Origin of the sequence: Spiroplasma endosymbiont of Clivina fossor, from assembly GCF_964031115.1 — a bacterium.
In the GTDB taxonomy this organism is placed as follows: Bacteria; Bacillota_I; Bacilli_A; order Mycoplasmatales; family Nriv7; genus Nriv7.
Window position 1 is genome coordinate 507,928 of the sequence record NZ_OZ035006.1, and the last position, 26,152, is coordinate 534,079.

Sequence of the window (26,152 nt, forward strand, 5' to 3'; positions counted from 1 at the left end):
TAAAATAATGAAAATTTTAAATATAATAACTCTTTCCGCATTAACAATATTACCAGTAATTGGATGTTCTAAAAAAGCAAGTGAATCAGTAGAACAAAAAAATAAAGATAACGAAAACAAAGTTTATGATTTTGAAATTAGAAACTTAGAAAAAATAAGATTTTTAACAGAAAGGCAAGACCATGACCTTTTAAAAGTTGAGATAAGAACAGAAGATAATATAAATGCAAATATAGATAAACAATTACCAAATTTAAAAAATGTAAAAATTTTTAGTTTAGAGTTTAATGCAGAGCTTGTAAATAACAGAATTAAACAAAAAGACTTTCAAAAAATAACAAATACTTATGGAACAAAAATAGATACTTCGGGTTTAAATTTTTATACCTGAATGATTAGTGTACCCAATAAAACAATAAGAATTAAAACACAAGGAACAGAATTACTAACTTTTGAGCATGGTAGTACCAATAATTATAGATTAAATAATACAAATAATTTTGGAATTGAAATTGAAAACCCTTAATAATTAAATTTAAAAACTGTTAAAATTACTACCCTAAAAGGTGGTTGTCTATGATGACAATACTCTTAAACAACTAAGCAATTTTTCTTCTTTTTATTTTGTCAGAATAAAAACCAGTAATTTTAGTTAATTACTGGTTTGAACATTTTTTATTTTTACAAGAAATTTAAACTTGTTGTGCTTGTTTCAATTAAAGTTATTGTTCTAAATAGCTAATATCGTTTTTATAAAACCTTATACTATAGTAGTAACTGTATTTGTTCTTACCGCCCCCTCTCTTTCTAATGAAAATAATGCTTCACCGTTAAATGTTATTTTATCATTGTTTTTATCTATAATAATTTCATTGGGTAATAAACTATATTTTTGTAAAATTTGCATTACTTCTGTAATTGATAATGTAATTATTTGTTCTTTATTGTTATCATCAATTATTTTGGCAGTAATATTTCCTGTAATTTTTTGTTTTAAATTTAATATAACTTTAGATGTAATTATTCTTACTGGATAAGTAATTTTTAATTTTTCATTGGGATTAAGTTCAAATTTATCAGCGGGTTCCTTAAAAATACTTAAAATCATTTCTTGTTCTTGTTTATTTGTGTTTGATAAATCAAATTCATTTGATAATACATTAATGATTTCAGAATTTCTATTATTTATATTTGTAAAATCTGTTAATTTCATTTCATCATCAGAATTTATGTTTCAACCATTTAATTTATTTTCTTGTTTTGTTTTAGTTAATCCTGTTGTAATTTGAAATACTAATTTTGATTTCGAATTATATTCACAAGCAGGTACATTAAATGATCTTGTATTTGGAGTTTTATTGATAATTTCTCTATCAGAACATACATTTTTAGGAACATTAGATCATAAAAATGAATTTTCTTTTTTTGTTATTTCAATATCTGAAAAATTTAAATTATTAGTATCAATATAATTTATTTCCTTAAATTTTAAATTAGGATTTTCGTTTCGAAATTTAAAAAATAATGCTTTTTTAATCAATTCATTTAAATTAATAATTTTATTTTGCCCATTATCAATTGAATAATGTATTTTTATATTATTATTTAAATTATTTTTTATTTTTAATATAGCTGAATTTTTTGTCTTGTTAATAATTTCTAATTGTGAAATATCTAAATCAGGATTTAAATAATTTAATTCACTTAAAATTACATTATCAGAATTATTATTAATTTGTCCTAAATTTGAATTTAAATAGTATCCACTATACTCATAAACATTATGGTCTTGTGAGCCAAAATATAATTTATGGTTAAAAACAACCCCAGAAGACAAAACTTCTCCTTCTGTTCTAAAAACAACTTTTTGTTGTCCTGTTGCCGGATCATATTCATAAACATTATGATCTTTTGAACCAAAATATAATTTATTGTTTAAAATTACACCAGAAGATCATACTTCCCCTTCTGTTCTAATAACAATTTTTTGTTGTCCTGTAGTAGGATCATACTCATACACATTATAATCTTTTGAACCAAAATATATTTTATTATTTAAAATAATTCCACTAGAAAAAACCGCACCCTTTGCTATCTTAATAATTTTTTGTTGTTCTGTAACAGAATCGTATTCATAAATATTACTGTCTTCTGAACCAATATATAATTTATTGTTAAAAACAACCCCAGAAGAAGGAAGTCATCAATTTGTTCTAATAACAATTTTTTGTTGTCCTGTAGTAGGATCATACTCATACACATTATAATCATCTGAACCAAAATATACTTTATTATTTAATATTACACCAGAAGAATGAATGTTAGCTTTTGTTCTAATAACAATTTTTTGTTGTCCTGTAGTAGGATCATACTCATAAACATTATGATCATCTGAACCAATATATAATTTATTGTTTAAAATAATTCCACTAGAAAATCAAACTTCTCCCTCTGTTCTAATAACAATTTTTTGTTGTCCTGTGACGGGATCATATTCATAAACATTATGATCTTTTGAACCAAAATATAATTTATTGTTTAAAATTACACCAGAAGATCATACTTCCCCCTCTGTTCTAATAACAATTTTTTGTTGTCCTGTAGCAGGATCATACTCATAAACATTATGATCATCTGAACCAAAATATATTTTATTGTTTAATAATATTCCACTAGCAAAAACTCCGCCATTTGTTTTAATAACAATTTTTGTTCTATTTATTTTATTATTTTCATTATTGCTTCGTTTTTGTCTTTTATTATTTATATTTTCTATTTTTTCTTGTGTTGGAGTTGGATACGGACTATTGGCAACAATGCCCGACATTCCGCTTCCTGCTATTGTTATTGTACTTAATAAACTAAGTAATTTTTTCATATTAATTAAATCCTTTTCATGAATTTTTGCTAATTAATAAATTTTTATAGTAATCACTCGACCCTTTCTTAAATTTATAAAATTTAATTAATACAAATTAATTATAAATAATTAAATAAGAATTTTTATCATTTTTTCAGAATATTGAATACTAATTCTAGAAAAAATTATCATTAAAACAAAAAAATAATCAAACCAAATTAAACTTTATTAAAATTAATACCAAGAAAGGTGGTTTTTCTATGTTAGAAATTAATAATAATTTAAAAACCCCAGAAAATAAGCATTGATTAAACTTATTTACAACCCATAAAAATATGTACACCAACAAATGTGAACAACTAGCTAATGAATACGAAAAATTAGATGAATACCTATATTTACATCATTATCGGTTAAAACAAGGTTATAAAGTAGTTCATTTTGCAACAAGAACAATTATTACAATTTTTGGTGATGTTATTTTTAAACGACGCCGATATAAATATTGAAATCAAAAATCAGGTAAATTTGAATATGTATGTTTATTAGATAAAGAAATTGGTTTACTGCCCAAACAACGCATTTATTTTGATGTCCAATTTAAAGTTTTAAGTCTTTTGGGTGATGGTAAACGCTATCGCGATGTTTTAGATGCTCTAAATCATTGTTATATTTCAAAAGCTAGTATTTCGAATGTTTTAAATAAATATGATATTGCTGAATATTTTCAACTAGCAGAAAAAGAAACTAAAAATAGAATTGATGTCAAAAATAAGAATTTATATATTCAACTAGATGAGACATTTTTAGCGACATTAGATCAGAAAGTTAAACAAGACCAGAGAATTCGTTTAGTTACTTTTCATACCGGACATAAAGAAAAAAATTATAAAAATGCTCGTAGAGAATTAGAAAACAAACGAGGTCATTTTCTAATGTTAAAAGTTGGTAAACGAATAAATACGATGGATTATCGTGATTTATTAATTAAAGAATTACAAAAACATTATGTGAATATTAATTATGACAAAATAATTGTTTGTGGTGATGGTGATACTTGAATTAGAGAAATTGCTAATAGTTTCGGTAATGTTAGATATATTTTAGATGGTTATCACGCTATTAAAAAATTAAAACAAACGGCATTTAATATTATTTTTGAAAATCGCAAAGTAACATTAAATAGTTGAATTAAATTATATAAGGATGGAAATAATCAAAAATTAATCAAAAACATTCGTAATGATGCTAAAAATGAATTAAATAAAGATATTAAAACAAATTTAAGAAAGGCGAGTAATTATTTCAGTAATAATAAGCATGGTATTCATAACCAAAATTTAGAATGAAATATCGGTTGTAGCATTGAAAGTGATGTATCGCATTTAGTAAAACAACAATTAGGCTATGGGGCAAAAATATATAATCATAAGAATTTAAATAATTTATTACATTTAAGAATGGCAAATTTAAACAAATTAAATGTATTACATTACATTAATGAAAATATTAATTCAGAAATAGAAATCAGAAAAGAAATATATAAAAATTCATTATGAAATAAATATAATAATAAAAATGACGATAGTTGAATTAATTATAAAGGTAATGCTGTAACAAATAAATATAATAGATTTAAGTAAGTAAAAATATTTAGTGAAAATTTAATAAAATTAATAATTTTTTATTGTGTAAAAATTCAATAATATGATAGAATGGTAATGAATAAAAATGACAATAACAAGAAAGGCAGGGTTAGTTTAGTAATTAAATAATATAATTAGCTGATTGTTTTACTTCTTCAAAACAATACCTAAGAAAACTAAACGCGACCTCAATTTCAAAATTATTTGTTTTATTTTAATGGGACTGTACAATTAACTGTGTCTCTAAGTAATTAACTTAAATTCACTCTGTCCTCAAATTTTATCATTAAATGTGAAATTGCACTACCCCAATTTTGAATTGGCATCGTTCATTTCTTAACCATATTTTGAAATGCTAAATAAAATATTTTAAAAACTGATGCGTCATTAGGAAAAATCTTTTTATTCTTAATGACTTTTCTTAATTGACTATTAACAGATTCAATCGCATTAGTTGTGTAAATAATTCTTCTAAATTCCTGAGGATATTCAAGAAAAATTATTAAATTATTTCAGTTATTTTTTCATGATTTAGTAATTTGTGGATACTTTTTATTTCATTTTTCAGAAAAATGATCTAAAGCAATTAACGCTATTTCTTCATTAATTGCTGTATAAATTGATTTTAAATCATTAGCTACAAGTTTGCGATCTTTGTAAGGAACAAATTTTAAACTATTGCGAATTTGATGAACAATGCATAATTGATGCTGTGTTTTTGGGAAAACAGCTTCTATTGCATCAGACATCCCAGTTAAATTATCACTACAAGCAACAAGAATATCTTGTAACCCACGATTTTTCATTTCCGTAAGATTATTAAGTCAAAATTTGGCTCCCTCATTCTCACTAATTCACATTCCTAAAATATCTTTTAAACCATCTAAATTAATTCCTAAGGCAAGATAAACTGCTTTATTTATTATTCGTTTATCTTGCTTTACTTTAACAACAATACAATCAAAATAAACAATCGGATAAATCTTCTCTAAAGGTTTAGTTTGTCACATTTTAACTTCTTCAATAACATCATCAGTTATTTGACTAATTAAACTTTCTGAAATTTCTGCTCCGTGATAGAATTCTTGCAATTGTGCTTTGATATCAGAAATTGTCATTCCTCTTGCATATAAAGAAATTACTTTTTGATCAAAGTTATCAAATCTTCTTTGTCTTTTCGGAATAATTACTGGTTCAAAAGTACTATTTCGATCTCTTGGTACATCAATTGCGATTGAACCATTTTTAGTAATAATGGTTTTTTGTGTGTTGCCATTTCTTTTATTATGATTCTCATCAGTTTCAAGATAATCTTTAATTTCCGTATTTAACATTCGTTCAGTTAATTTTTTGGTAAATTCCTGAAAAATAGTATTGCCTTTAAATAAATCTTGTGGATTATCAATATTTTCTAAAAAATAATCAACAACTTTATCAATTGCGTCAGGTTCTTTTTTTATTTTTTTTTGTCATTTTCTGTTCTCCTTCTTTTAAGTATAATTCAGAATGAATTATCGAGACACAGAATTTTGGACAGGCTCTATTTAATCTATAATTGTTAGTATTACCATGTTCAAAAGTTAGTAATTCTGTCCCTTGTGCTTTAATTCTTATTGTTTTATTGGGTATATTAATCATTCAGGTATAAAAATTTAAATTGGAAGTATCTATTTTTGTTCCATAAGTATTTGTTATTTTTTGAAAGTCTTTTTGTTTAATTCTGTTATTTACAAGCTCTGCATTAAACTCTAAACTAAGAATTTTTATATTTTTTAAATTTGATAATTGTTTATCTATATTTGCTTTTATATTATCTTCTGTTGTTATCTCAACTTTTAAAAGGTCGCGGTCTTGCCTTTCCGTTAAAAATCTTATTTTTTCTAGATTTCTGATTTCAAAATCATAAACTTTATTACCTTGTCTTTTATTTCTAATTAGTGAATTTGCTGTTGTTTTGTCATTGTTAATGTTTGGAGGAATAGTAAAAATGTTATTGAAACTAATAGTTAGCACGGTAAATATTTTCATAAACATTTTTATCCCTCCTTTTTAAAATATTTTATTTTTCATTGTTCTTTTGGTTTTGATTTTTTTAATAAGTCACTCAATGCTACAGTTTATAACTACTGCTATTGTAATGCATATATCTAAATATCCTAGTATCATAAGTGAAATTAATACTTCAAATTTTTCATATAATAATTTCAAATCATTAGTTTCCAATTTTAAAAATGGAATAAAAAAGATAATAATCATAAAAATGTAAGGCAAAATTCTCCATCAATATTTTTTTAAAGAATTAATTAGTTTGTTTGATTTCATTTTTTAAGGTTCTTTTTGCTTTAATTTTCTGAATAATAAAGCGGATTAATTTTTCAAATTTAATTGCAAAATATATTGCTCCACCTCATCAAAAAACAAATATTCCTGCCAGCATAATACCACTATTAAATTTGCCAAAAAAATCAATCATTTCTTTATTCATAAAATTATTAAACTCATCACTTGTTCCGGTTATTCATTTAGCATCGACTACTGTTAATGCACAAATTAATAAGCTTATAAAGATGAAAATGATACTTAATCATACTTTTAACCACTGCTTTTTAAAAGAATTTTTAATTCTTAATTTTAATGGCATTTTTTCTTTTGAATTATCTTTTTTAAATAATTTTCCTAAAAGTTTTTTCATTTTAATTCTCCTTTCATATTTTTTATCGTCCTTTAATCACAATAAATAAAGCAATCAGCACACAAGTAACACCAAGAATGGTAAAAATTGGGTGTTGCGAAAATGTCCGGGCCATTGGTTTAAATAGTTCTAAAATTGTTAAATTGCTAGTAATAAACTTTTGGAAATTGGCGAGCCCTTCGCTAATATAGTTCGTTAAAGTTTCAAAATGACTACCAGCCAACAATCCAAGAACAGTTATTAAGATAAAAATAATAATTAGTTTAAACATTTTTAGTTACCTTGTTTTGTTTTTATCGGTTTTACTTGTTTTTTAACTTTTCCTCAGGCACTTAAACGACCTTTATTTTTAACTGCATATTGGCGTTGTTTTTCTAAATTAACTTGTTGACTACCAAATCCAAGAATAATTGCCATAAGAAATTCTACGGCCAGCGTTAAGAATAGAGGAAATATTAGTTGAATATTCGTTCCTGGTACTTCCAAACTTCAAATTAAATCAAAAACTTTATAAAGCATTTGGGCGAGAAAGTCGGCCATTTTTGCGAAATTTGCCATTTTTTATTGTTCCTTTTCTTTCATTTTTCTTAAAAAGTTGCTAAATTTATCCATTTTTAAGTATTCTAAGTCTTCTAAATCAATTGCGGTGTCAGTATAGTATTTGTTTTCATAGTCAGAATTTACTTTTGAATTTAAGTAATCTCTTAAAAACGCCAGGTAAAAAGAATTGTAAGTGTTAAGTATTGGTAGAGGAATTTTTAGTTTAAAAAAATAGATATCAAGTTCAGGAATATCCCGATATTTAATGCGACGACCCTTTTTGTTATTTTTAGCATCAATTAAGGTGTTTCGTCAGCGTTCATATTCTTCAATACTAGTAAAGGTACCATAGATGACTTTTAAGTAGGGGCGAAAAATATTAACGGGTTTTTTGCGAATGCCAACAATCACATTATTGGCAATATCACGAACTTTAACTCAAATATGTTTATCTCTCTGACCGCTAGCAAGCACAATATGACCAAAATGCCGTGCCAGAGCGAAATATTCTTGAATACCGCTTTCTTCGTTTTTGGTATTATTTTTTTCTCAATCGGTTCCTTCTAAAAATAAATTGGTTTCATCTCACAAAAGCAAGGTTTTGTCAGGCAATACTGGATAATCAAAGTCTAATTTTAATTTTGTCGAAAACTCTTGATATTTATTGAATATACTTAATTTTAGGTATATTTTTAATATGATAGAGGTGGATAATAATTATGGAAAAAATAATTCAAGAACTAGTAAATACTTTAACAGATGATCAATTTTTAGAATTTTATGAAAAAGTCAAACAACAAGCAGAATTAATAAAAAAACAAAAACGGTTAAATGAAATTGATCAAAAATTTAGAGCGCAAGGTATTAAATGCCCTAAATGTGAATCTTACCATTGCGTTAAAAATGGACATAATTCAGAAGGAAAACAAAAATATTTATGTAAAAATTGCCGTGCAAGTTTTGACGCTTTTCGTAATCATTTTATTTATTGAAGTCATTTAAATTATGAACAATGAAATTTATTGATTCAAATTTCATTGCTGGGGCAATCTAGTAAAACAATTTTTCGTTTTATTAAAACTACATTAAAAACTGCTTGATATAATCGTCAAAAATTAATGAAATCAAAACAATTAGAAAATACCCAATTAAAATTTAAAAAATTATCTGGTAAAATCCAAATCGATGAAACATTTATTAAAGAAATCCATAAAGGAAATTTCAAATATAAAACTGATCCACGAAGAATTCACCTTGACCCATTCGCAACTAATACTAAATGCTGTATTCAAATGGCAATTGATAATAATAACAATATTTATGTTAAATCCACAAACACCAAACGTTTACAAAAACAATGAGTTATTGAAAATATGAACAAAGAATTAATTAACGAAAATTCAATTATTACTTCTGATATGCAAAAATTATATTTTTTAGTAGCAAAACAAACAAATTCTACTTTATGTGTAACTAAAACAACAATTAATCCTGAAGCTAGTTATCGTAACTTAAATAAAATCAGTAAATTACAATCTAGTCTTAAAGAAGCCTTAATTCATTATCATGGTTTAGGTTTTACTAATATTCAAAATTATTTAAATAGACTTCTTGCAAAATTAATATGATAATTATAATTTTTAAATTTAAAATAAATATAAAAGTGTTATTAAAATAATTTTTAGATTATTTTTACAAATATTTTGTCATTAAAACATAATAAAAATTATTATTTACAATAAAAAAAGACTGAAATTTTAAATTATCAAATATATTTAAACTAATAGTTGTAAATTATAAATTGAAGCTATTAAATTAAATCTTAAAGCAAATCTTTTTCTACGATTTCGATATTTTTCACTAATAATTTTAAATTTTTTAAGTATAGCAAAAACATTTTCAATAACAATTCTCATTTTTGAAATTCGCTCATTATTTTGCTTTTCTTCTTTATTTAAAGGGTTTTTCTTTGATTTTCTTTTAGGAATTAAAACATTATGATTAATTTTTTGTATGCCTTGATAACCTAAATCCACTAAAACAGTTGTTTCTGGTAAAAATTTAATTTTTGAATCTTTTAAAATTTTAAAGTCATGGTTTTTACCATAAGAAAAATCAGAACTAATAATTTTTTTACTATCTTTTTCAATTATAACTTGTGTTTTTATTGTGTGTTTTTTCTTTTTTCCTGAGTAGTGCTGTTTTTGTCTTTTTTTGGGCGTTGGATTTGGCTTTCAGTTACATCAATTATAACAGTCTTATCTTTGAAATAATCTTTTAATAGTGATTTTTGACCAGTAAGTTGTTGAAAATTAGGGTGTTTTATTAAAGTGTCTTCAATTCATTTGATATTTCTATAACAACTACTTTCACTAATATCATAACTTTTTGCAATATGAAAATAAGTTCTATATTCTCTTCAATATTCTAAAGTCATTAAAATACGATTTTCTAATGATAATTTATTGGTTCTTCCGCGACGAAATCTCTTTTTTAATTCTTCTATTTTTAAAATTTCTAGCATTTTATTAAAAGTAGTATGTTTAATACCAGTTAATCTTAAAAAATTTTTATCACTTATTTGATTATTTTTTTTAAATTTCATTTAAATTCCACCTTTTTATTAAAAACAACAATTCAATTATATTTTAAATTAATTTTGCAAGAAGTCTAATCTCTGAAAATGAAAATACCAACATAAGGGTTTAACTCCAAACCAACAAACAGCGGTATTATATTTTAATGTATAAAAAAGTTAAAGTAAAAATAGTAATTTTACATAAAAGCCTTTTAAAATTATCAAGTTGATGATTTTTTTTATTTTATCAAGAGTTTTCGACAAAATTAAAAAAGTCTAACAATCCCATATGCCCTAAACTTAATTTTTGGGTTTCTAGTAATGGAAAGGTTGATGCGATATGATATTTCTTCTTTTTTAGTAATTTTGATGCATATACTAGAAAAGCAGTTTTTCCAGTTCCTAATGAACCAATCACAATAGACTTCTTGCAAAATTAATATGATAATTATAATTTTTAAATTTAAAATAAATATAAAAGTGTTATTAAAATAATTTTTAGATTATTTTTACAAATATTTTGTCATTAAAACATAATAAAAATTATTATTTACAATAAAAAAAGACTGAAATTTTAAATTATCAAATATATTTAAACTAATAGTTGTAAATTATAAATTGAAGCTATTAAATTAAATCTTAAAGCAAATCTTTTTCTACGATTTCGATATTTTTCACTAATAATTTTAAATTTTTTAAGTATAGCAAAAACATTTTCAATAACAATTCTCATTTTTGAAATTCGCTCATTATTTTGCTTTTCTTCTTTATTTAAAGGGTTTTTCTTTGATTTTCTTTTAGGAATTAAAACATTATGATTAATTTTTTGTATGCCTTGATAACCTAAATCCACTAAAACAGTTGTTTCTGGTAAAAATTTAATTTTTGAATCTTTTAAAATTTTAAAGTCATGGTTTTTACCATAAGAAAAATCAGAACTAATAATTTTTTTACTATCTTTTTCAATTATAACTTGTGTTTTTATTGTGTGTTTTTTCTTTTTTCCTGAGTAGTGCTGTTTTTGTCTTTTTTTGGGCGTTGGATTTGGCTTTCAGTTACATCAATTATAACAGTCTTATCTTTGAAATAATCTTTTAATAGTGATTTTTGACCAGTAAGTTGTTGAAAATTAGGGTGTTTTATTAAAGTGTCTTCAATTCATTTGATATTTCTATAACAACTACTTTCACTAATATCATAACTTTTTGCAATATGAAAATAAGTTCTATATTCTCTTCAATATTCTAAAGTCATTAAAATACGATTTTCTAATGATAATTTATTGGTTCTTCCGCGACGAAATCTCTTTTTTAATTCTTCTATTTTTAAAATTTCTAGCATTTTATTAAAAGTAGTATGTTTAATACCAGTTAATCTTAAAAAATTTTTATCACTTATTTGATTATTTTTTTTAAATTTCATTTAAATTCCACCTTTTTATTAAAAACAACAATTCAATTATATTTTAAATTAATTTTGCAAGAAGTCTAATATTTAATGGTGAATTTTTTAAGAAGTTAATAACTTTGTTAATTTGTGTTAAATTACCGATTTTAAAAAGAAAAATTAAAATACAACCTGCTAAAAATAAATAGCTTACAATGTTTTTGAAATAACCGTTGTAAATATATCAAATTGCTCCTCAATGTCATAAAATTAAAAATGAGGTGCGATTTAATTCAATAAAATGGTTATTTTTTTCTATTATTCATTTGCAAAATTTCATCTTGCATCCCACTTTATTTTTTTGTTAGCGTACTGCTCCAAGTAATTTTTCAAACATTTTAAAGCAAATAAAGAATATTGTCAAAATAAATGGAAAAATGAATATTCAGTAGTCAGCAAAGAAGTTACCGACTTGTGGCATATTAACAGCAATAATTTCTCACATTTTAGTAAACGCTGTTATAATCGCATTTCATAATTTAGTCATTGCGTCACTAGCTGTTATTTTTGTTACTGCTGGTGCTTCTGTTAAGAAAGTTCCAATCATATAATCACCCCCTTTCTTTTTTAAAACATTCATCATTTATATTCAAAATTTTTCTTAAATTTGTTAAAACCACGATTAACCTTAACACGATTGTATTTTTTTCCTAATTAATTTTGAATTTCTTTGTGAATGCATCACAATGTAACTTCTTGACATTACTTTTGTCTCTATCTAAATACTGATATGGTTTTTCAAAGTAACATTAGAATAAATCACACCATAATCGTTGTTAAGAATCAAAAAGCAATGTTTGCTATTAAAAGTCAAAGTGTTTCTAGGGTTAAATCAATTTCTTTACCACCACTAATATGAGCCGGAATAGTTGTAATTTGAATAAATAAATCTCAGAAGGTTTGTTTAATTTGTTCTCAATTAAATTCTTTTAAATTTACTGTCATTTTTTATCTCCCAAAAATCATTTTTATTGGTAAATACATAATTGAAATTAAGGCGAAAAGAAAAGTAATGATAATAATTAATCCGGCAATAAACGCAACTTGTGCAGGCATTTTTTCTATCGGAATAAACAGTTCTAAGAATTCCATGATAATTTTTCAAAACATTATTTTTTATCCGCGTTATTTTCTTTTGAATTAGGAGCTTTAACTCATTCCTCAAAGCGGGCAATAAATACTTTTTCGTCTTTCGTGAAATTACCCGTATTATTTTTAATGGCATTTTTATATTTAATTCTAATTTTTATTTTGGCATAAATTTTATAAGCAAAATATGCTAATAGCATGATGCTGATAATAATAAATATTAATCCAATCGCAATATTCATTTTTAAACTCCTTTAAAATAGTTATAATTTATATCTTTTTTGTTGTTTTCTTTTTCGGCAATGAAGAAGCTTAATAATTCTTGTCCCTTAATTAATTTGGTTTCATTTTCTTTTTGATTAATTGAAATTATTTGATATTTACTATCTTTTATTATTCCGATGCAAATAGAATTTTCATATTTTCCTTTATAAACAAATCGCTTTGGAAACCAAATACCGATTTGTTCATTAAATCACGGAATTTTTGGTGCTTTAATAAGCATTGCGTTTTGTGTCTCTTTTAAAAGATATCTCTTAGTATTTAAGAAAATGTTTTCAATGTTTTTCATAATAAATTACCTTTCTTAATATATAAACTAAGTTAGTTAACTTAGTTTTTTAAACACTTATATATCGCAGATTTAAGTGTTTAACAAGCTTTGTTAGTAAATTTTGTTTTTTAATTAGATAAAGATTTTAATAATTTTAAACTTAGCATACCCCTATATAGAAATTTTTACACTTTAATATCCGCATCCTACCCTTGGAACTAATTTAATAGCGTGTATATTTTTAGGAAATCCACCCATTCATTTTTTTATTGCAAAATGAAACAAATTGCTATAGCTAATAGGATGTTATCTATTAACTGGTAAACTTCTTTTGGTTATGGCGACCACCCACAATTTATCGTGCTTTAATACATACCAACATTATTAATTCACTTGTATTTAATTTTCAAAGAACAAACTTTTAACACCTTATAAAATAAAAAGACAATCATTGCTGACTGTCTTAATACTTATTCAAATATTTTCCCACCTAACAAAACTTTATGCGTCCATAATTGATTGACTTTTTATTTATTACTAGTTAGAGTTTAATATATCAAATTATGAAGTAATTAGTCGTAATTAATATATGTTATAATTTAATGGTGAAATATTATGGGGTGGCTCGGATGAATGAAAAATTAGCAAAAAAGGAAATTTTGCGGTTAAGAAAATTAATTGAGCAGTGAAATAATGAGTATTATTTAGAAAATAAACCATCAGTTAGTGATGAATACTATGATGCGAAGATGAGAAATTTACAACAATTAGAAAATGATTTTCCGCAGTTTTTAAGCAAAAATTCACCAACACAATCTGTTAGTGGCAAAGTAGCTTATGGTTTTAATAAGGTTCAGCATAATTATCCAATGTTAAGTTTAAATAATGCTTTTACGGAAGAGGATTTAATTAATTTTGATAATCAGATAAAATCTTTAACTGGTCAAGAAAGTATTGAATATCTTTGTGAATTAAAAATTGATGGGTTGTCGGTTTCGTTACAGTATGATAATGGTTTTTTAATATCAGCAGCCACTAGAGGTGATGGTATTACTGGTGAAAATGTTACTGATAATGTTAAAACAATTGCTAATATCCCGCAAAAGATTAAATTAGTAAATAAATTGTTAGTGCGTGGTGAAGTATTTTTAGCTAAAAGTGATTTTAATGATTTAAATGAATTGCGTTCTAAAGAAAAAATGCTAGTATTTGCTAATCCGCGTAATGCTGCTGCTGGTAGTTTACGCCAATTAGATACAAACATTACAGCAAGTCGTAATTTAAAAGTTTTTTTATACTATTATGTTAATGGTCAAGAAAATGGGATGAAAACCCAAGAGGAAGTTTTAGTGACATTAAAAAATTTAGGGTTTCCAATTAATAATGAATATCGTTTATGCAATAGTATTACTGAAGTATGAGAATATATAAAAGAATATGACATTAAAAGAAAACAATTAGATTATGATACTGATGGCATTGTAATTAAAATTAATGATTTATCATTATATAATATTATTGGACAAACAAGTAAAAGTCCTAAATGAGCAATAGCATACAAATATGCGGGTATGGTGGTAACGACTAAATTACTAGATATCTTTGCATCAATTGGAAGAACGGGTAAAATAACATATAATGCTAAACTAGAACCAGTAAATTTACAAGGAACAGTTGTTAAGGCAGCAACATTGCATAATGCTGATTATATTATTAATCGTGATATTCGGATTGGTGATGTTGTATTAATTAAAAAAGCTGGTGATATTATTCCTGAAGTTATTAATCCCGTTTTAAAGTTAAGAAAAGAAGGAAATGAACCTTGAAAATTAATTGAATATTGTCCAAATTGTAATAGTAAATTAGAAAATGCTGTTTTAGAAGTTGATCAGTATTGTATTAATATTAATTGTTCGCAAAGAATTGTTCGCTCATTAATACATTATTGTTCAAGAAGAGCAATGGATATTAGTGGTGTTAGTGAGAAAATAATTATTCGGTTGTATCAATTAGGTTGATTAAAAAAAGTTAGTGATTTATATTTATTAGAAAATCGGAAACAAGATATTATGGCTTTAGATAATTTTGGTGAAAAATCATTTAATAATATGATTAAGGCAATTAATCGTTCAAAGATGAAGTCATTGCAACATTTGTTATTTGGTTTAGGAATTCGTCATATTGGTGAGAAAACGGCTTTACAGTTAGCAAAACATTATGAAAATATTGATAATTTAGTTAAAGCTAAAAGTGAGCAGTTAGAAATGATCTATGATATTGGCGCCGTCATTATTGAAAGTCTGATTGATTGATTTTCACATCAAGAAAATTTACAATTAATTAATGATTTAAAAATTTATGGTGTTAATATGAAATATTTTCCAATAGCAAATGATAATGAAAATAATCCTTTTTTTCATAAAACAGTTGTGATTACGGGAACATTCGCAAAACCAAGAAGTTATTATGTTGAAGAATTACAAGGATTAAATGCTAGTATTACTAATACAGTTAGTAAAAATACTGATTATTTATTAGTTGGTAGTAATGCTGGCAGTAAATTAGAAAGTGCTAAAAAATTTAATATTAAAATTTTAACAGTAGCAGAGTATGAACAATTAAAAGAAGGAGTGTAAGTAGTAGTGGAAAATATTACTTCGGAATTATTACAAGAAATTACTAATAATTTAATGCTAGAGTTGGAAGAGGAAGAGTATAAGTTATTAGCAGAAGAGTTTTATGTTGTTTTAGAACAAATGAAGTTAGTACAGACAATTGATGTAGAAGGTTATGAACCAATGCATTATCCATTTTTAAATTCGCAACATTTATTACGCGAAGATGATAATGTAATGATTAATGAACAATCACTTGTTTTGCAAAATGCGTGAGAAGTAAAAGATGATTATATTGTTATTAATAGGGTGGTTGAATAATGATGAAAATGACAATTGAATTGTTGCATCAACAATTATTACAGAAGAAAACATCACCGATTAAAATTGTTCGTGATGCGATTGCTAAGGCAAAAAAATATGAACATTATAATGGTGTTGTTAAATTATTAGAAGAAGAAGCAATGGTGATTGCTAAGCATTTGGAATCAATGCCAATTCCTGAAGATAATTATTTATTTGCTATACCTTATGCGGTTAAAGATAATTTAGCAACTAAGAACATTGTAACTAGTGGAGGAACAAAAATTTTGGAAAATTTTGTGCCGACATTTGATAGTAAAGTAGTTAAAGATATTAATGATTATCAAGCTGTTAATATTGCTAAAACAACGCTTGATGAATTAGGAATGGGTGGTACGGGTTTGGATAGTTTTACGGGTTTTGTTTATAATCCGTGAAATAAAAATCATATTACGGGGGGGAGTTCATCAGGAAGCGCGGCGTTGGTTGCTTTGGGTGTTGTTCCGTTTGCTTTGGCAAGTGATACGGGTGATTCAATTAGAAAACCAGCATCGTATACAGGGATTGTTGGTATTAAACCGACTTATGGGCTTATTTCTCGCTATGGGTTATTTCCCTATGCACCGTCTTTAGATACTGTTGGTGTACTTGCTAATACTGTTCGTGATTGTGCAATTGTTATGGATGCGACAGTTAAGTTTGATGCGAATGATTTGACTAGTCAACAAGCAAAGGAAAAAAATTATTTGCAAAATCTTAGTGCTGATATTAAAAAATATCGTTTGGCAACTATTAAGTCGGTTAATGATGGTTTGCGACCATTAACTGGAGTTTTGTGATCTTCGGTAATTAGTAAATTAAAAGAAAATGGTTTACTTATTGAAGATATTGATTTTCCCCTTGATTTATTAAAGGCATTATTACCAGTTTATATGGTTATTTCGTTTGCGGAAGCTACTAGTTCGCAAAGTAATTTAACAGCAGTTAATTTTGGGAAACGAATTAGTAATGATGATGATTCTTATCAAAATATTATGATTAAAAGTCGTAGTGTATTGGGAAAGACAGTTAAAAGAAGATATGTTATTGGGGCATATGCTTTGGCACAAGCAAATCAACAGGAATTATTTTTGCAAGCAAAAAAGGTGCGACGAAAAATTGTTGATCATTTTGAAAAAATTTTTACTAATTATGATGGACTATTATTGCCAGCAGCTGGTGGTGATGCTCCGACAATTGAGAAAACTATTAATCATAAATTAGAGTTAAGTGATGTTAATAACTTAACAAATGATGCGTTGTTATTAGCTAATTTTTCGGGTGCACCTTCAATTACAATTCCTATTGGTTTAGTAAATGAATTGCCATTTGGAATGACAATTAATTGTTTACCATTTGCTGATCAAAAGGCGTTAAATATTGCTTATGGAATTGAAAAAATTATTAACTTTGAAAATTCTTGTCATCATCGAAAGGAAAAATAAATAATGAAATTACAACCTGTTATTGGCATTGAAATTCATATTGAATTAAAAACAAAAACAAAGATGTTTTCTAATAGTCCGGTGACATTTGCTAGTATTCCTATTCCTAATAGTCAAGTAAATGAAATTGATTTAGGTTATCCGGGAAGTTTACCCTCTATTAATAAACAAGCTGTAGTATTAGCTATTAGAGCGTGTCAAGCGTTAAATATGAAGATTAATCCAATATTATCATTTGATCGTAAGAATTATTTTTATCCGGATTTACCTAAAGGATATCAAATAACCCAACAAAATAATCCAATGGGTAGTAATGGTAAATTAGCGATTACTACTAACAATGTGCAACAAGATATTTTGATTACGCGGTTGCATTTAGAAGAAGATACCGCTAAACAAATTCATTTAGATAATATTACTTTGTTAGATTATAATCGGGCTGGAATTGGTTTAATTGAGATTGTTAGTGAACCTGTTATTTATGATGTTGAGACGGCAATTAATTATATTGAAACATTGCGTAAGACATTATTACATTTAGGGGTTAGTAATGCTAAAATGAGTGAAGGTTCATTTCGTTGTGATATTAATATTTCTTTACGACCGATAGAAAGTAAAGATTTTTTTAAACGCGTGGAAGTTAAAAATTTAAATTCTTTAAATAATGTTAAAAGAGCGATTGAATTTGAAATTAAACGACAAAGTAATTTAATTAATCAAGGAATGCCTTTAAAGGGTAATGAAACACGCAGATTTGATGAAAAAACAAAAACAACAATTTTAATGCGTTCTAAAGAGTCAACGGTTGATTATAAGTATTTTCCCGAACCAAATATAGTTCCGATTATTTTAGAACAACATTGAATTGAAGAGATTATTAATACTAGTCCAGAATCGTATCCACAAAAACAAATTCGTTATGTAGAAACATATGGTTTGCATATTAATGAAGTTAATGTTTTGTTACAAGATATTGAATTAACTAATTTTTTTGAAAAGACAATTGAACATACTAAATATTATCGTTTGGTATTAAATATGCTTATTGGTGATATTAGTGCTTATTTGAAACAAAAAGATGCTTCTTTATTAGATACGCAGTTAACGCCGATTAATTTGGCACAGATGGTTAATATTTTAGAACGAAAGGAAATATCACAAAGACAAGCCAAGACATTGTTATTACATTTACTAGAAAATAATATGAGTGTTGTGCAGAGTATTAAACAACTTAACTTACAACAAATAAATGATGAAAAGATAATTAGGAGTTTAATTAAACCGTTTATTTTAGAAAACTTACAAATATTGAAAGATTATCCTTCTCGTCCTGAAAGAGTGTTAAAGTTTTATATGGGACACTTAATGAAAGTTACTAAGGGACAAGTTAATCCTGAAATAGGACAAAGAATTATTGAAGAAATAATTGTTGAAAACGGGCCTGTCCAAAATTCTGTGTCTCGATAATTCATTCTGAATTATACTTAAACGAAGGAGAACAGAAAATGACAAAAAAAAAAAATAAAAAAAGAACCTGACGCAATTGATAAAGTTGTTGATTATTTTTTAGAAAATATTGATAATCCACAAGATTTATTTAAAGGCAATACTATTTTTCAGGAATTTATCAAAAAATTAACTGAACGAATGTTAAATACGGAAATTAAAGATCATCTTGAAACTGATGAGAATCATAATAAAAGAAATGGCAACACACAAAAAACCATTATTACTAAAAATGGTTCAATCGCAATTGATGTACCAAGAGATCGAAATAGTACTTTTGAACCAGTAATTATTCCGAAAAGACAAAGAAGATTTGATAACTTTGATCAAAAAGTAATTTCTTTATATGCAAGAGGAATGACAATTTCTGATATCAAAGCACAATTGCAAGAATTCTATCACGGAGCAGAAATTTCAGAAAGTTTAATTAGTCAAATAACTGATGATGTTATTGAAGAAGTTAAAATGTGACAAACTAAACCTTTAGAGAAGATTTATCCGATTGTTTATTTTGATTGTATTGTTGTTAAAGTAAAGCAAGATAAACGAATAATAAATAAAGCAGTTTATCTTGCCTTAGGAATTAATTTAGATGGTTTAAAAGATATTTTAGGAATGTGAATTAGCGAGAATGAGGGAGCCAAATTTTGACTTAATATTAGACTTCTTGCAAAATTAATTTAAAATATAATTGAATTGTTGTTTTTAATAAAAAGGTGGAATTTAAATGAAATTTAAAAAAAATAATCAAATAAGTGATAAAAATTTTTTAAGATTAACTGGTATTAAACATACTACTTTTAATAAAATGCTAGAAATTTTAAAAATAGAAGAATTAAAAAAGAGATTTCGTCGCGGAAGAACCAATAAATTATCATTAGAAAATCGTATTTTAATGACTTTAGAATATTGAAGAGAATATAGAACTTATTTTCATATTGCAAAAAGTTATGATATTAGTGAAAGTAGTTGTTATAGAAATATCAAATGAATTGAAGACACTTTAATAAAACACCCTAATTTTCAACAACTTACTGGTCAAAAATCACTATTAAAAGATTATTTCAAAGATAAGACTGTTATAATTGATGTAACTGAAAGCCAAATCCAACGCCCAAAAAAAGACAAAAACAGCACTACTCAGGAAAAAAGAAAAAACACACAATAAAAACACAAGTTATAATTGAAAAAGATAGTAAAAAAATTATTAGTTCTGATTTTTCTTATGGTAAAAACCATGACTTTAAAATTTTAAAAGATTCAAAAATTAAATTTTTACCAGAAACAACTGTTTTAGTGGATTTAGGTTATCAAGGCATACAAAAAATTAATCATAATGTTTTAATTCCTAAAAGAAAATCAAAGAAAAACCCTTTAAATAAAGAAGAAAAGCAAAATAATGAGCGAATTTCAAAAATGAGAATTGTTATTGAAAATGTTTTTGCTATACTTAAAAAATTTAAAATTATTAGTGAAAAATATCGAAATCGTAGAAAAAGATTTGCTTTAAGATTTAATTTAATAGCTTCAATTTATAATTTACAACTATTAGTTTAAATATATTTGATAATTTAAAATTTCAGTCTTTTTTTATTGTAAATAATAATTTTTATTATGTTTTAATGACAAAATATTTGTAAAAATAATCTAAAAATTATTTTAATAACACTTTTATATTTATTTTAAATTTAAAAATTATAATTATCATATTAATTTTGCAAGAAGTCTATTATATAAATCCTTACGGAAATGAAAAATCGTGGCTTACAAGATATTCTTTGTTGCTTGTAGCGATAATTTAACTGGAATGTCTGATGCAATATAGAAGCTGTGTTCCCAAAAACACAGCACCAATTATGCATCGTTCATCAAATTCGTAATAGTTTAAAATTTGTCCCTTACAAAGATCGCAAACTTGTAGCTAATGATTTAAAATCAATTTATACAGCAATTAATGAAGAAATAGCGCTAGTTGCTTTAGATCATTTTTCAGAAAAATGAAATAAAAAGTATCCACAAATTACTAAATCATGAAAAAATAACTGAAATAATTTAATAATTTTTCTTGAATATCCTCAAGAATTTAGAAGGATTATTTACACAACTAATGCGATTGAATCTGTTAATAGTCAACTAAGAAAAGTCATTAAGAATAAAAAGATTTTTCCTAATGACGCATCAGTTTTTAAAATATTTTATTTAGCATTTCAAAATATGGTTAAGAAATGAACGATGCCAATTCAAAATTGGGGTAGTGCAATTTCACATTTAATGATAAAATTTGAGGACAGAGTGAATTTAAGTTAATTACTTAGAGACACAGTTAATTGTACAGTCCCTTGAAAAAAAACATTAGTAATTAATTAAATTTAAAAACAGCACATCGTGCTGTTTTTAAATATCTTCGGTTTCTTTTGCTCCCGTAATGTATTCGTGAATTTCTTGGATGTATTTGTTTTTAGCAATGAATAGCACTTCGTCCCCATAGCTAAGAATGGTATCAGCATCGGGTAGGATAATTTTTTTGTTGTGTTTAATGTGAATGATGTTAACTCTTTTGTTGTTAATTAGTTTGATTTCTTCAAGGGGTTTTCCTAAGATAATTTTGTTTGTGGCTTCAACTAAACTAATGCTAAATTCACCATCAACATCTTTAATGTCAACTTCTAGACCTCATAGGGCTTTTAGGGCAGTTTGTCTTCCTGAGGAAATATCGGGTTTGACAATTTGATTAATCCCAATTGCTCGTAAAATCTTTTCATGAGGATTGTTAATAGCTTTAGCAATGATATTGGTGGTTTCTAATTCTTTTAGGTTAACAGCTACTAGAACTGATGATTGAATATTGCTACCGATAGCAATAATAATGTCATTAATATTTTTAATTCCAATACTTTCTAATGCTTCTAAGTCAGTGGCATCTAATTCGTAGCCGTTAATGTTAGCAAAATTTCCCGTAATTTTTCTGATTTTACTATTATCTTGATCAATAACAATGACATTGTGGTTCATTGATGCTAATGTTTCTGCAACTGCTGTGCCGAAATTACCTAAACCAATTATACAAAATTCTTTTGCTGCCATTATTTAACACCTCTTATATATTTGAAACTATTACCACAAAATTATACTATATTTTATCTTAAAATAATAATCTAAGTATTTTAATGGTCGCGTTTAGTTTTCTTAGGTATTACTTTGAAAAAGTAAAACAATCAGCTAATTATATTATTTAATTACTAAACTAAGCCTGCCTTTCTTGTTATTGTCATTTTTATTCGTTACCATTTTATCATATTATTGAATTTTTACACAATAAAAAAATTTTAATTTTGTCGAAAACTCTTGATATTTATTAGACTTCTTGCAAAATTAATATGATAATTATAATTTTTAAATTTAAAATAAATATAAAAGTGTTATTAAAATAATTTTTAGATTATTTTTACAAATATTTTGTCATTAAAACATAATAAAAATTATTATTTACAATAAAAAAAGACTGAAATTTTAAATTATCAAATATATTTAAACTAATAGTTGTAAATTATAAATTGAAGCTATTAAATTAAATCTTAAAGCAAATCTTTTTCTACGATTTCGATATTTTTCACTAATAATTTTAAATTTTTTAAGTATAGCAAAAACATTTTCAATAACAATTCTCATTTTTGAAATTCGCTCATTATTTTGCTTTTCTTCTTTATTTAAAGGGTTTTTCTTTGATTTTCTTTTAGGAATTAAAACATTATGATTAATTTTTTGTATGCCTTGATAACCTAAATCCACTAAAACAGTTGTTTCTGGTAAAAATTTAATTTTTGAATCTTTTAAAATTTTAAAGTCATGGTTTTTACCATAAGAAAAATCAGAACTAATAATTTTTTTACTATCTTTTTCAATTATAACTTGTGTTTTTATTGTGTGTTTTTTCTTTTTTCCTGAGTAGTGCTGTTTTTGTCTTTTTTTGGGCGTTGGATTTGGCTTTCAGTTACATCAATTATAACAGTCTTATCTTTGAAATAATCTTTTAATAGTGATTTTTGACCAGTAAGTTGTTGAAAATTAGGGTGTTTTATTAAAGTGTCTTCAATTCATTTGATATTTCTATAACAACTACTTTCACTAATATCATAACTTTTTGCAATATGAAAATAAGTTCTATATTCTCTTCAATATTCTAAAGTCATTAAAATACGATTTTCTAATGATAATTTATTGGTTCTTCCGCGACGAAATCTCTTTTTTAATTCTTCTATTTTTAAAATTTCTAGCATTTTATTAAAAGTAGTATGTTTAATACCAGTTAATCTTAAAAAATTTTTATCACTTATTTGATTATTTTTTTTAAATTTCATTTAAATTCCACCTTTTTATTAAAAACAACAATTCAATTATATTTTAAATTAATTTTGCAAGAAGTCTAATATTAAATCCGATATTTTTTATTCCTGCGGTTATTGGTCCAGTATTATTGGTGATTTGAACTTGATTATGAATGATGTTAGGGTATGTTCCTTATGCTTTCACTGCAAATGTCTTTTCTTGCTCCTGTGGGCGTTGGTGCCATTTTAGCAACATCAAGTTGGAAAGCAATTATTTTAGTATTTTCTAATTTAATATTAGGGATGGTAATTTATGTGCCTTTTATATTAATTGCTAATAGTATAGCTAAGAAAAATGGTAATGCTGTTAATTTAGGATATTTAGGTACGATTCATTATTTTTTTACTGGTAAAAACTTTCAAGATTTACGATATCAAGAAATTAGGAATAAGCATCGTAGTGAATATCAAATTTTAAAGAAAAATGATGCTTCAATTGAGGAAAAGCAAAGGTTACGAGAGAAACATATTCAAGAATGAATTATTTATCGTAAATTTCTTAAAAAAAACGCATTGAAATTAAAAAACGCCAACAACAAGAAAAATTACAGCAAAAAATTGAATTAAAGGAACAGCGAACTAAAGTATCTGCTAATAAAAACAAGGATAAAAAAGAGAAAAACTTATTAAGAAAAATAATCAAGATTTGAAAAAAAGCAAAAAAGGCTTCTAAAAAGGCTAAACTAAAATCTCAAAACAGAATTAAAAGAAAGAAAAAATAAAAAACTTTATCTTTTATTGATAAAGTTTTTTATTGAAAATTGCGATTTTCTAGTGGCAACATATCCAAAAAGAGATATGTTATAATCAAAGAGGAAAACAATTAAGAAAGGAATTATTTAAATGCGTAAACCAATTATTATCGGTAATTGAAAAATGTATAAAAATATTAATGAAACAAAAGATTTTATTTTGCAAATTGAACAGAAAATGATAAATCAGAATATTGATGTTGGAATTGCTGTTAGTTTTCCTTTATTGGAAACATCTATTCGTGAGACTAGTAAATTAATTATTAGTGCTCAAAATTGTCATTTTGAAAATGATGGTGCATTTACGGGAGAGGTGTCACCATTATTGTTAAAAACTATGAATGTTTCCTATGTTGTATTAGGACATTCTGAAAGAAGAAGTCTTTTTAATGAAAGTAATAAGATTATTAACAAAAAGGTTTTAAAGGCTTTAGAAAATAATTTAAAAATTATTCTTTGTTGTGGTGAAACGGAAGAAGAATATATTAATAAGCAAACAGAAGTAGTTGTTGCTCAGCAATTAAAGATAGCATTAGAAAATGTTAGTGAGAAACAGTTAGCACAAATTGTTATTGCTTATGAACCGGTTTGAGCTATTGGAACTGGAAAAACAGCAACAGTAGAAGTAGCACAACAAGTTTGTCAGTTTATTCGTAAATATATAATGGAAATATATAATGTTGCTCTAAGTAATAAGATTAGGCTTCAATATGGTGGTTCTGTTAAACCAGATAATATTAAAGCACTTTTAGAACAACCAGATATTGATGGAGCATTAGTTGGTGGTGCATCATTGCAAGTGGATTCATTCTTGCAATTAATTTCTTAATTAATTTCTACGGAGTGATAAATAGTAGGAATATTAAAGTAATTGCAATTGATATTGATGGCACTTTATTAACTGATAAAGGAAAAATATTAGATGATACTAGGGAAGCTATTATTCGAGTACAAGAGAAAGGCATTAAAGTTGTTTTAGCAACGGGGAGGGCACCTCTCTAGTGCAGCACTTTTATATGCTCAGCAATTAAAGTTAGATGAGTATGCATAACATATTATTTGTTTTAACGGTTGTGTTATTTATGATTTAAAAACTAAAAAGAATATTTGAAATGCTCATTTAAATGAAGAAGATACAAAATATATTTATGAAATTATTAAAAAATATGATTTGAATTTTTGAGGTTATGGTTTAAAAAATTCTGCCTATACAAGAAAAAAATCTGTTGCAATTATGCGAGAAGCAGAAATAAATCCTAAATATAAGTTAAAGATTTTAAATGATTGGCAAGCATTGCCAGCTTGTTATACATTAACTATTAGTTTAGATGATTTAGAGGATATGATTTGTGAAAATTTTAAAATTGAAATTGAAGCTAATAAACGAATTAGAATAACATCGTCATCGTTAGAAAAACATCAATATTTAGAGATTATGCCAGCAAATTTTGATAAATCTAAAGCTTTAAAGTTTCTTGTGAATAAATGACATCTTAAACTAAAAAATTGTATGGCAATTGGTGATTCTTTAAATGATTATGAAATGTTACAAAAAGCTGGTTTAGGAATAATGATGAAAAATGGTTATTCAGATTTAATAAAAGTAGCAACAGATATGTGTGATAGTAATAATAAAAATGGTGTTGGTAAAGCGATACTTAAATATATTTTAAAATAATATTGATGAAAATAAGAGAAGGAAA

The 26,152-nt window shown here is 25.3% G+C and carries 33 protein-coding genes and 2 pseudogenes; 15 read left to right on the plus strand and 20 right to left on the minus strand.

Going from position 1 to position 26,152, the window contains the following annotated elements:
* The first annotated feature begins 7 nt into the window (after positions 1-7).
* A complete protein-coding gene (locus AAHM82_RS03210; RefSeq protein WP_342263361.1) occupies positions 8-526 on the plus strand; it encodes a hypothetical protein in 519 nt (172 codons plus the stop codon).
* Between the two features lie 234 nt (positions 527-760).
* Here the strand turns inward: AAHM82_RS03210 and AAHM82_RS03215 are convergent, their stop codons facing one another.
* Positions 761-2,878 (minus strand): PQQ-binding-like beta-propeller repeat protein, encoded by a 2,118-nt coding sequence (locus tag AAHM82_RS03215; RefSeq protein ID WP_342263362.1) that lies wholly within the window; start codon positions 2,876-2,878, stop codon positions 761-763.
* Between the two features lie 242 nt (positions 2,879-3,120).
* On the opposite strand from AAHM82_RS03215, the gene AAHM82_RS03220 reads away from it, so the two are divergent.
* Positions 3,121-4,503 carry an Mbov_0401 family ICE element transposase-like protein gene (locus AAHM82_RS03220; RefSeq protein ID WP_342263363.1) on the plus strand — a complete coding sequence of 461 codons (1,383 nt, stop codon included), beginning with the start codon at positions 3,121-3,123 and terminating at the stop codon, positions 4,501-4,503.
* Positions 4,504-4,757: 254 nt separating this feature from the next.
* Here AAHM82_RS03220 and AAHM82_RS03225 read toward each other — a convergent pair whose 3' ends face one another.
* The 6 genes from AAHM82_RS03225 to AAHM82_RS03250 form a co-directional block, all read right to left on the minus strand.
* Complete coding sequence (locus AAHM82_RS03225) at positions 4,758-5,966, minus strand: IS256 family transposase (protein WP_425289032.1); 1,209 nt, start codon at positions 5,964-5,966, stop codon at positions 4,758-4,760.
* Positions 5,938-6,540: a hypothetical protein gene (locus AAHM82_RS03230; protein ID WP_342264519.1), complete on the minus strand. Its 603-nt coding sequence runs from the start codon at positions 6,538-6,540 to the stop codon at positions 5,938-5,940. The genes AAHM82_RS03225 and AAHM82_RS03230 overlap by 29 nt, the downstream gene beginning before the upstream one ends.
* A 265-nt stretch (positions 6,541-6,805) precedes the next feature.
* Positions 6,806-7,198, minus strand: a complete 393-nt coding sequence (locus AAHM82_RS03235; RefSeq protein WP_342264520.1) for a hypothetical protein — start codon at positions 7,196-7,198, stop codon at positions 6,806-6,808.
* 22 nt (positions 7,199-7,220) lie between these two features.
* Positions 7,221-7,469: a hypothetical protein gene (locus AAHM82_RS03240; protein WP_215826579.1), complete on the minus strand. Its 249-nt coding sequence runs from the start codon at positions 7,467-7,469 to the stop codon at positions 7,221-7,223.
* A gap of 2 nt (positions 7,470-7,471) precedes the next feature.
* Positions 7,472-7,756: a hypothetical protein gene (locus tag AAHM82_RS03245; RefSeq protein WP_342264521.1), complete on the minus strand. Its 285-nt coding sequence runs from the start codon at positions 7,754-7,756 to the stop codon at positions 7,472-7,474.
* A gap of 3 nt (positions 7,757-7,759) precedes the next feature.
* Positions 7,760-8,329 carry a hypothetical protein gene (locus tag AAHM82_RS03250; RefSeq protein WP_342264522.1) on the minus strand — a complete coding sequence of 190 codons (570 nt, stop codon included), beginning with the start codon at positions 8,327-8,329 and terminating at the stop codon, positions 7,760-7,762.
* 128 nt (positions 8,330-8,457) lie between these two features.
* Here AAHM82_RS03250 and AAHM82_RS03255 point away from each other — a divergent pair, with 128 nt between their 5' ends.
* On the plus strand, positions 8,458-9,369 hold the full coding sequence (locus AAHM82_RS03255) for an IS1/IS1595 family N-terminal zinc-binding domain-containing protein (protein ID WP_342264523.1): 912 nt from the start codon (positions 8,458-8,460) through the stop codon (positions 9,367-9,369).
* A gap of 144 nt (positions 9,370-9,513) precedes the next feature.
* Here the strand turns inward: AAHM82_RS03255 and AAHM82_RS13045 are convergent, their stop codons facing one another.
* From AAHM82_RS13045 to AAHM82_RS03295, 10 genes are all read right to left on the minus strand, one after another.
* Positions 9,514-9,906: a transposase family protein gene (locus AAHM82_RS13045; protein ID WP_342264845.1), complete on the minus strand. Its 393-nt coding sequence runs from the start codon at positions 9,904-9,906 to the stop codon at positions 9,514-9,516.
* Positions 9,903-10,343 carry a transposase family protein gene (locus AAHM82_RS13050; protein ID WP_342263396.1) on the minus strand — a complete coding sequence of 147 codons (441 nt, stop codon included), beginning with the start codon at positions 10,341-10,343 and terminating at the stop codon, positions 9,903-9,905. Before AAHM82_RS13050 ends, AAHM82_RS13045 begins: the two co-directional genes overlap by 4 nt.
* Before the next feature lie 217 nt (positions 10,344-10,560).
* Complete coding sequence (locus AAHM82_RS03265) at positions 10,561-10,734, minus strand: hypothetical protein (protein WP_342264524.1); 174 nt, start codon at positions 10,732-10,734, stop codon at positions 10,561-10,563.
* A gap of 174 nt (positions 10,735-10,908) precedes the next feature.
* Positions 10,909-11,301 (minus strand): transposase family protein, encoded by a 393-nt coding sequence (locus tag AAHM82_RS13055; protein ID WP_342264845.1) that lies wholly within the window; start codon positions 11,299-11,301, stop codon positions 10,909-10,911.
* Positions 11,298-11,738 (minus strand): transposase family protein, encoded by a 441-nt coding sequence (locus tag AAHM82_RS13060; protein ID WP_342263396.1) that lies wholly within the window; start codon positions 11,736-11,738, stop codon positions 11,298-11,300. The genes AAHM82_RS13055 and AAHM82_RS13060 overlap by 4 nt, the downstream gene beginning before the upstream one ends.
* Positions 11,739-11,781: 43 nt before the next feature.
* Positions 11,782-12,042 carry a hypothetical protein gene (locus AAHM82_RS03275; protein WP_342264525.1) on the minus strand — a complete coding sequence of 87 codons (261 nt, stop codon included), beginning with the start codon at positions 12,040-12,042 and terminating at the stop codon, positions 11,782-11,784.
* A gap of 24 nt (positions 12,043-12,066) precedes the next feature.
* Complete coding sequence (locus tag AAHM82_RS03280; protein WP_342264526.1) at positions 12,067-12,345, minus strand: hypothetical protein; 279 nt, start codon at positions 12,343-12,345, stop codon at positions 12,067-12,069.
* Positions 12,346-12,476: 131 nt separating this feature from the next.
* Positions 12,477-12,707 (minus strand): hypothetical protein, encoded by a 231-nt coding sequence (locus AAHM82_RS03285; protein ID WP_342264527.1) that lies wholly within the window; start codon positions 12,705-12,707, stop codon positions 12,477-12,479.
* 164 nt (positions 12,708-12,871) lie between these two features.
* Positions 12,872-13,093 (minus strand): hypothetical protein, encoded by a 222-nt coding sequence (locus AAHM82_RS03290; protein WP_215825907.1) that lies wholly within the window; start codon positions 13,091-13,093, stop codon positions 12,872-12,874.
* A gap of 2 nt (positions 13,094-13,095) precedes the next feature.
* Positions 13,096-13,422, minus strand: a complete 327-nt coding sequence (locus AAHM82_RS03295; RefSeq protein ID WP_342263948.1) for a hypothetical protein — start codon at positions 13,420-13,422, stop codon at positions 13,096-13,098.
* Between the two features lie 611 nt (positions 13,423-14,033).
* Between AAHM82_RS03295 and ligA the strand changes: the two genes are divergently transcribed.
* The 8 genes and pseudogenes from ligA to AAHM82_RS03330 form a co-directional block, all read left to right on the plus strand.
* Positions 14,034-16,040, plus strand: coding sequence for an NAD-dependent DNA ligase LigA (gene ligA / locus AAHM82_RS03300; protein WP_342264528.1), 2,007 nt, complete (start codon positions 14,034-14,036; stop codon positions 16,038-16,040).
* Positions 16,041-16,046: 6 nt separating this feature from the next.
* On the plus strand, positions 16,047-16,340 hold the full coding sequence (locus AAHM82_RS03305) for an Asp-tRNA(Asn)/Glu-tRNA(Gln) amidotransferase subunit GatC (protein WP_342264529.1): 294 nt from the start codon (positions 16,047-16,049) through the stop codon (positions 16,338-16,340).
* Positions 16,341-16,342: 2 nt separating this feature from the next.
* Positions 16,343-17,806, plus strand: a complete 1,464-nt coding sequence (locus AAHM82_RS03310; RefSeq protein ID WP_342264530.1) for an amidase family protein — start codon at positions 16,343-16,345, stop codon at positions 17,804-17,806.
* Between the two features lie 3 nt (positions 17,807-17,809).
* Positions 17,810-19,273 carry an Asp-tRNA(Asn)/Glu-tRNA(Gln) amidotransferase subunit GatB gene (gatB, locus tag AAHM82_RS03315; protein ID WP_342264531.1) on the plus strand — a complete coding sequence of 488 codons (1,464 nt, stop codon included), beginning with the start codon at positions 17,810-17,812 and terminating at the stop codon, positions 19,271-19,273.
* 99 nt (positions 19,274-19,372) lie between these two features.
* Positions 19,373-19,969 (plus strand): annotated as a pseudogene (locus tag AAHM82_RS03320) (IS256 family transposase); the annotation flags it as partial.
* A gap of 70 nt (positions 19,970-20,039) precedes the next feature.
* Positions 20,040-20,480, plus strand: a complete 441-nt coding sequence (locus AAHM82_RS13065; RefSeq protein WP_342263396.1) for a transposase family protein — start codon at positions 20,040-20,042, stop codon at positions 20,478-20,480.
* Complete coding sequence (locus AAHM82_RS13070) at positions 20,477-20,869, plus strand: transposase family protein (protein WP_342264845.1); 393 nt, start codon at positions 20,477-20,479, stop codon at positions 20,867-20,869. The genes AAHM82_RS13065 and AAHM82_RS13070 overlap by 4 nt, the downstream gene beginning before the upstream one ends.
* 183 nt (positions 20,870-21,052) lie before the next feature.
* A pseudogene (locus AAHM82_RS03330) lies at positions 21,053-21,619 on the plus strand (IS256 family transposase); the annotation flags it as partial.
* 87 nt (positions 21,620-21,706) lie between these two features.
* On the opposite strand, the gene AAHM82_RS03335 reads toward AAHM82_RS03330, so the two are convergent.
* The 3 genes from AAHM82_RS03335 to AAHM82_RS13080 form a co-directional block, all read right to left on the minus strand.
* The gene (locus AAHM82_RS03335; protein ID WP_342263273.1) at positions 21,707-22,396 is read right to left on the minus strand and encodes a TrkA family potassium uptake protein; all 690 of its coding nucleotides are present in this window, start codon (positions 22,394-22,396) and stop codon (positions 21,707-21,709) included.
* 444 nt (positions 22,397-22,840) lie between these two features.
* Complete coding sequence (locus AAHM82_RS13075) at positions 22,841-23,233, minus strand: transposase family protein (RefSeq protein WP_342264845.1); 393 nt, start codon at positions 23,231-23,233, stop codon at positions 22,841-22,843.
* The gene (locus tag AAHM82_RS13080) at positions 23,230-23,670 is read right to left on the minus strand and encodes a transposase family protein (RefSeq protein ID WP_342263396.1); all 441 of its coding nucleotides are present in this window, start codon (positions 23,668-23,670) and stop codon (positions 23,230-23,232) included. The genes AAHM82_RS13075 and AAHM82_RS13080 overlap by 4 nt, the downstream gene beginning before the upstream one ends.
* A gap of 282 nt (positions 23,671-23,952) precedes the next feature.
* Here AAHM82_RS13080 and AAHM82_RS03345 point away from each other — a divergent pair, with 282 nt between their 5' ends.
* From AAHM82_RS03345 to AAHM82_RS03360, 4 genes are all read left to right on the plus strand, one after another.
* The gene (locus AAHM82_RS03345; protein WP_342264533.1) at positions 23,953-24,264 is read left to right on the plus strand and encodes a hypothetical protein; all 312 of its coding nucleotides are present in this window, start codon (positions 23,953-23,955) and stop codon (positions 24,262-24,264) included.
* A gap of 276 nt (positions 24,265-24,540) precedes the next feature.
* Positions 24,541-25,278, plus strand: a complete 738-nt coding sequence (tpiA, locus tag AAHM82_RS03350; RefSeq protein WP_342264534.1) for a triose-phosphate isomerase — start codon at positions 24,541-24,543, stop codon at positions 25,276-25,278.
* A 14-nt stretch (positions 25,279-25,292) separates the two neighbouring features.
* Positions 25,293-25,451, plus strand: coding sequence for an HAD family hydrolase (locus AAHM82_RS03355; protein WP_342264535.1), 159 nt, complete (start codon positions 25,293-25,295; stop codon positions 25,449-25,451).
* 55 nt (positions 25,452-25,506) lie between these two features.
* Positions 25,507-26,127, plus strand: a complete 621-nt coding sequence (locus AAHM82_RS03360) for an HAD-IIB family hydrolase (protein WP_342264906.1) — start codon at positions 25,507-25,509, stop codon at positions 26,125-26,127.
* Positions 26,128-26,152 lie beyond the last annotated feature (25 nt).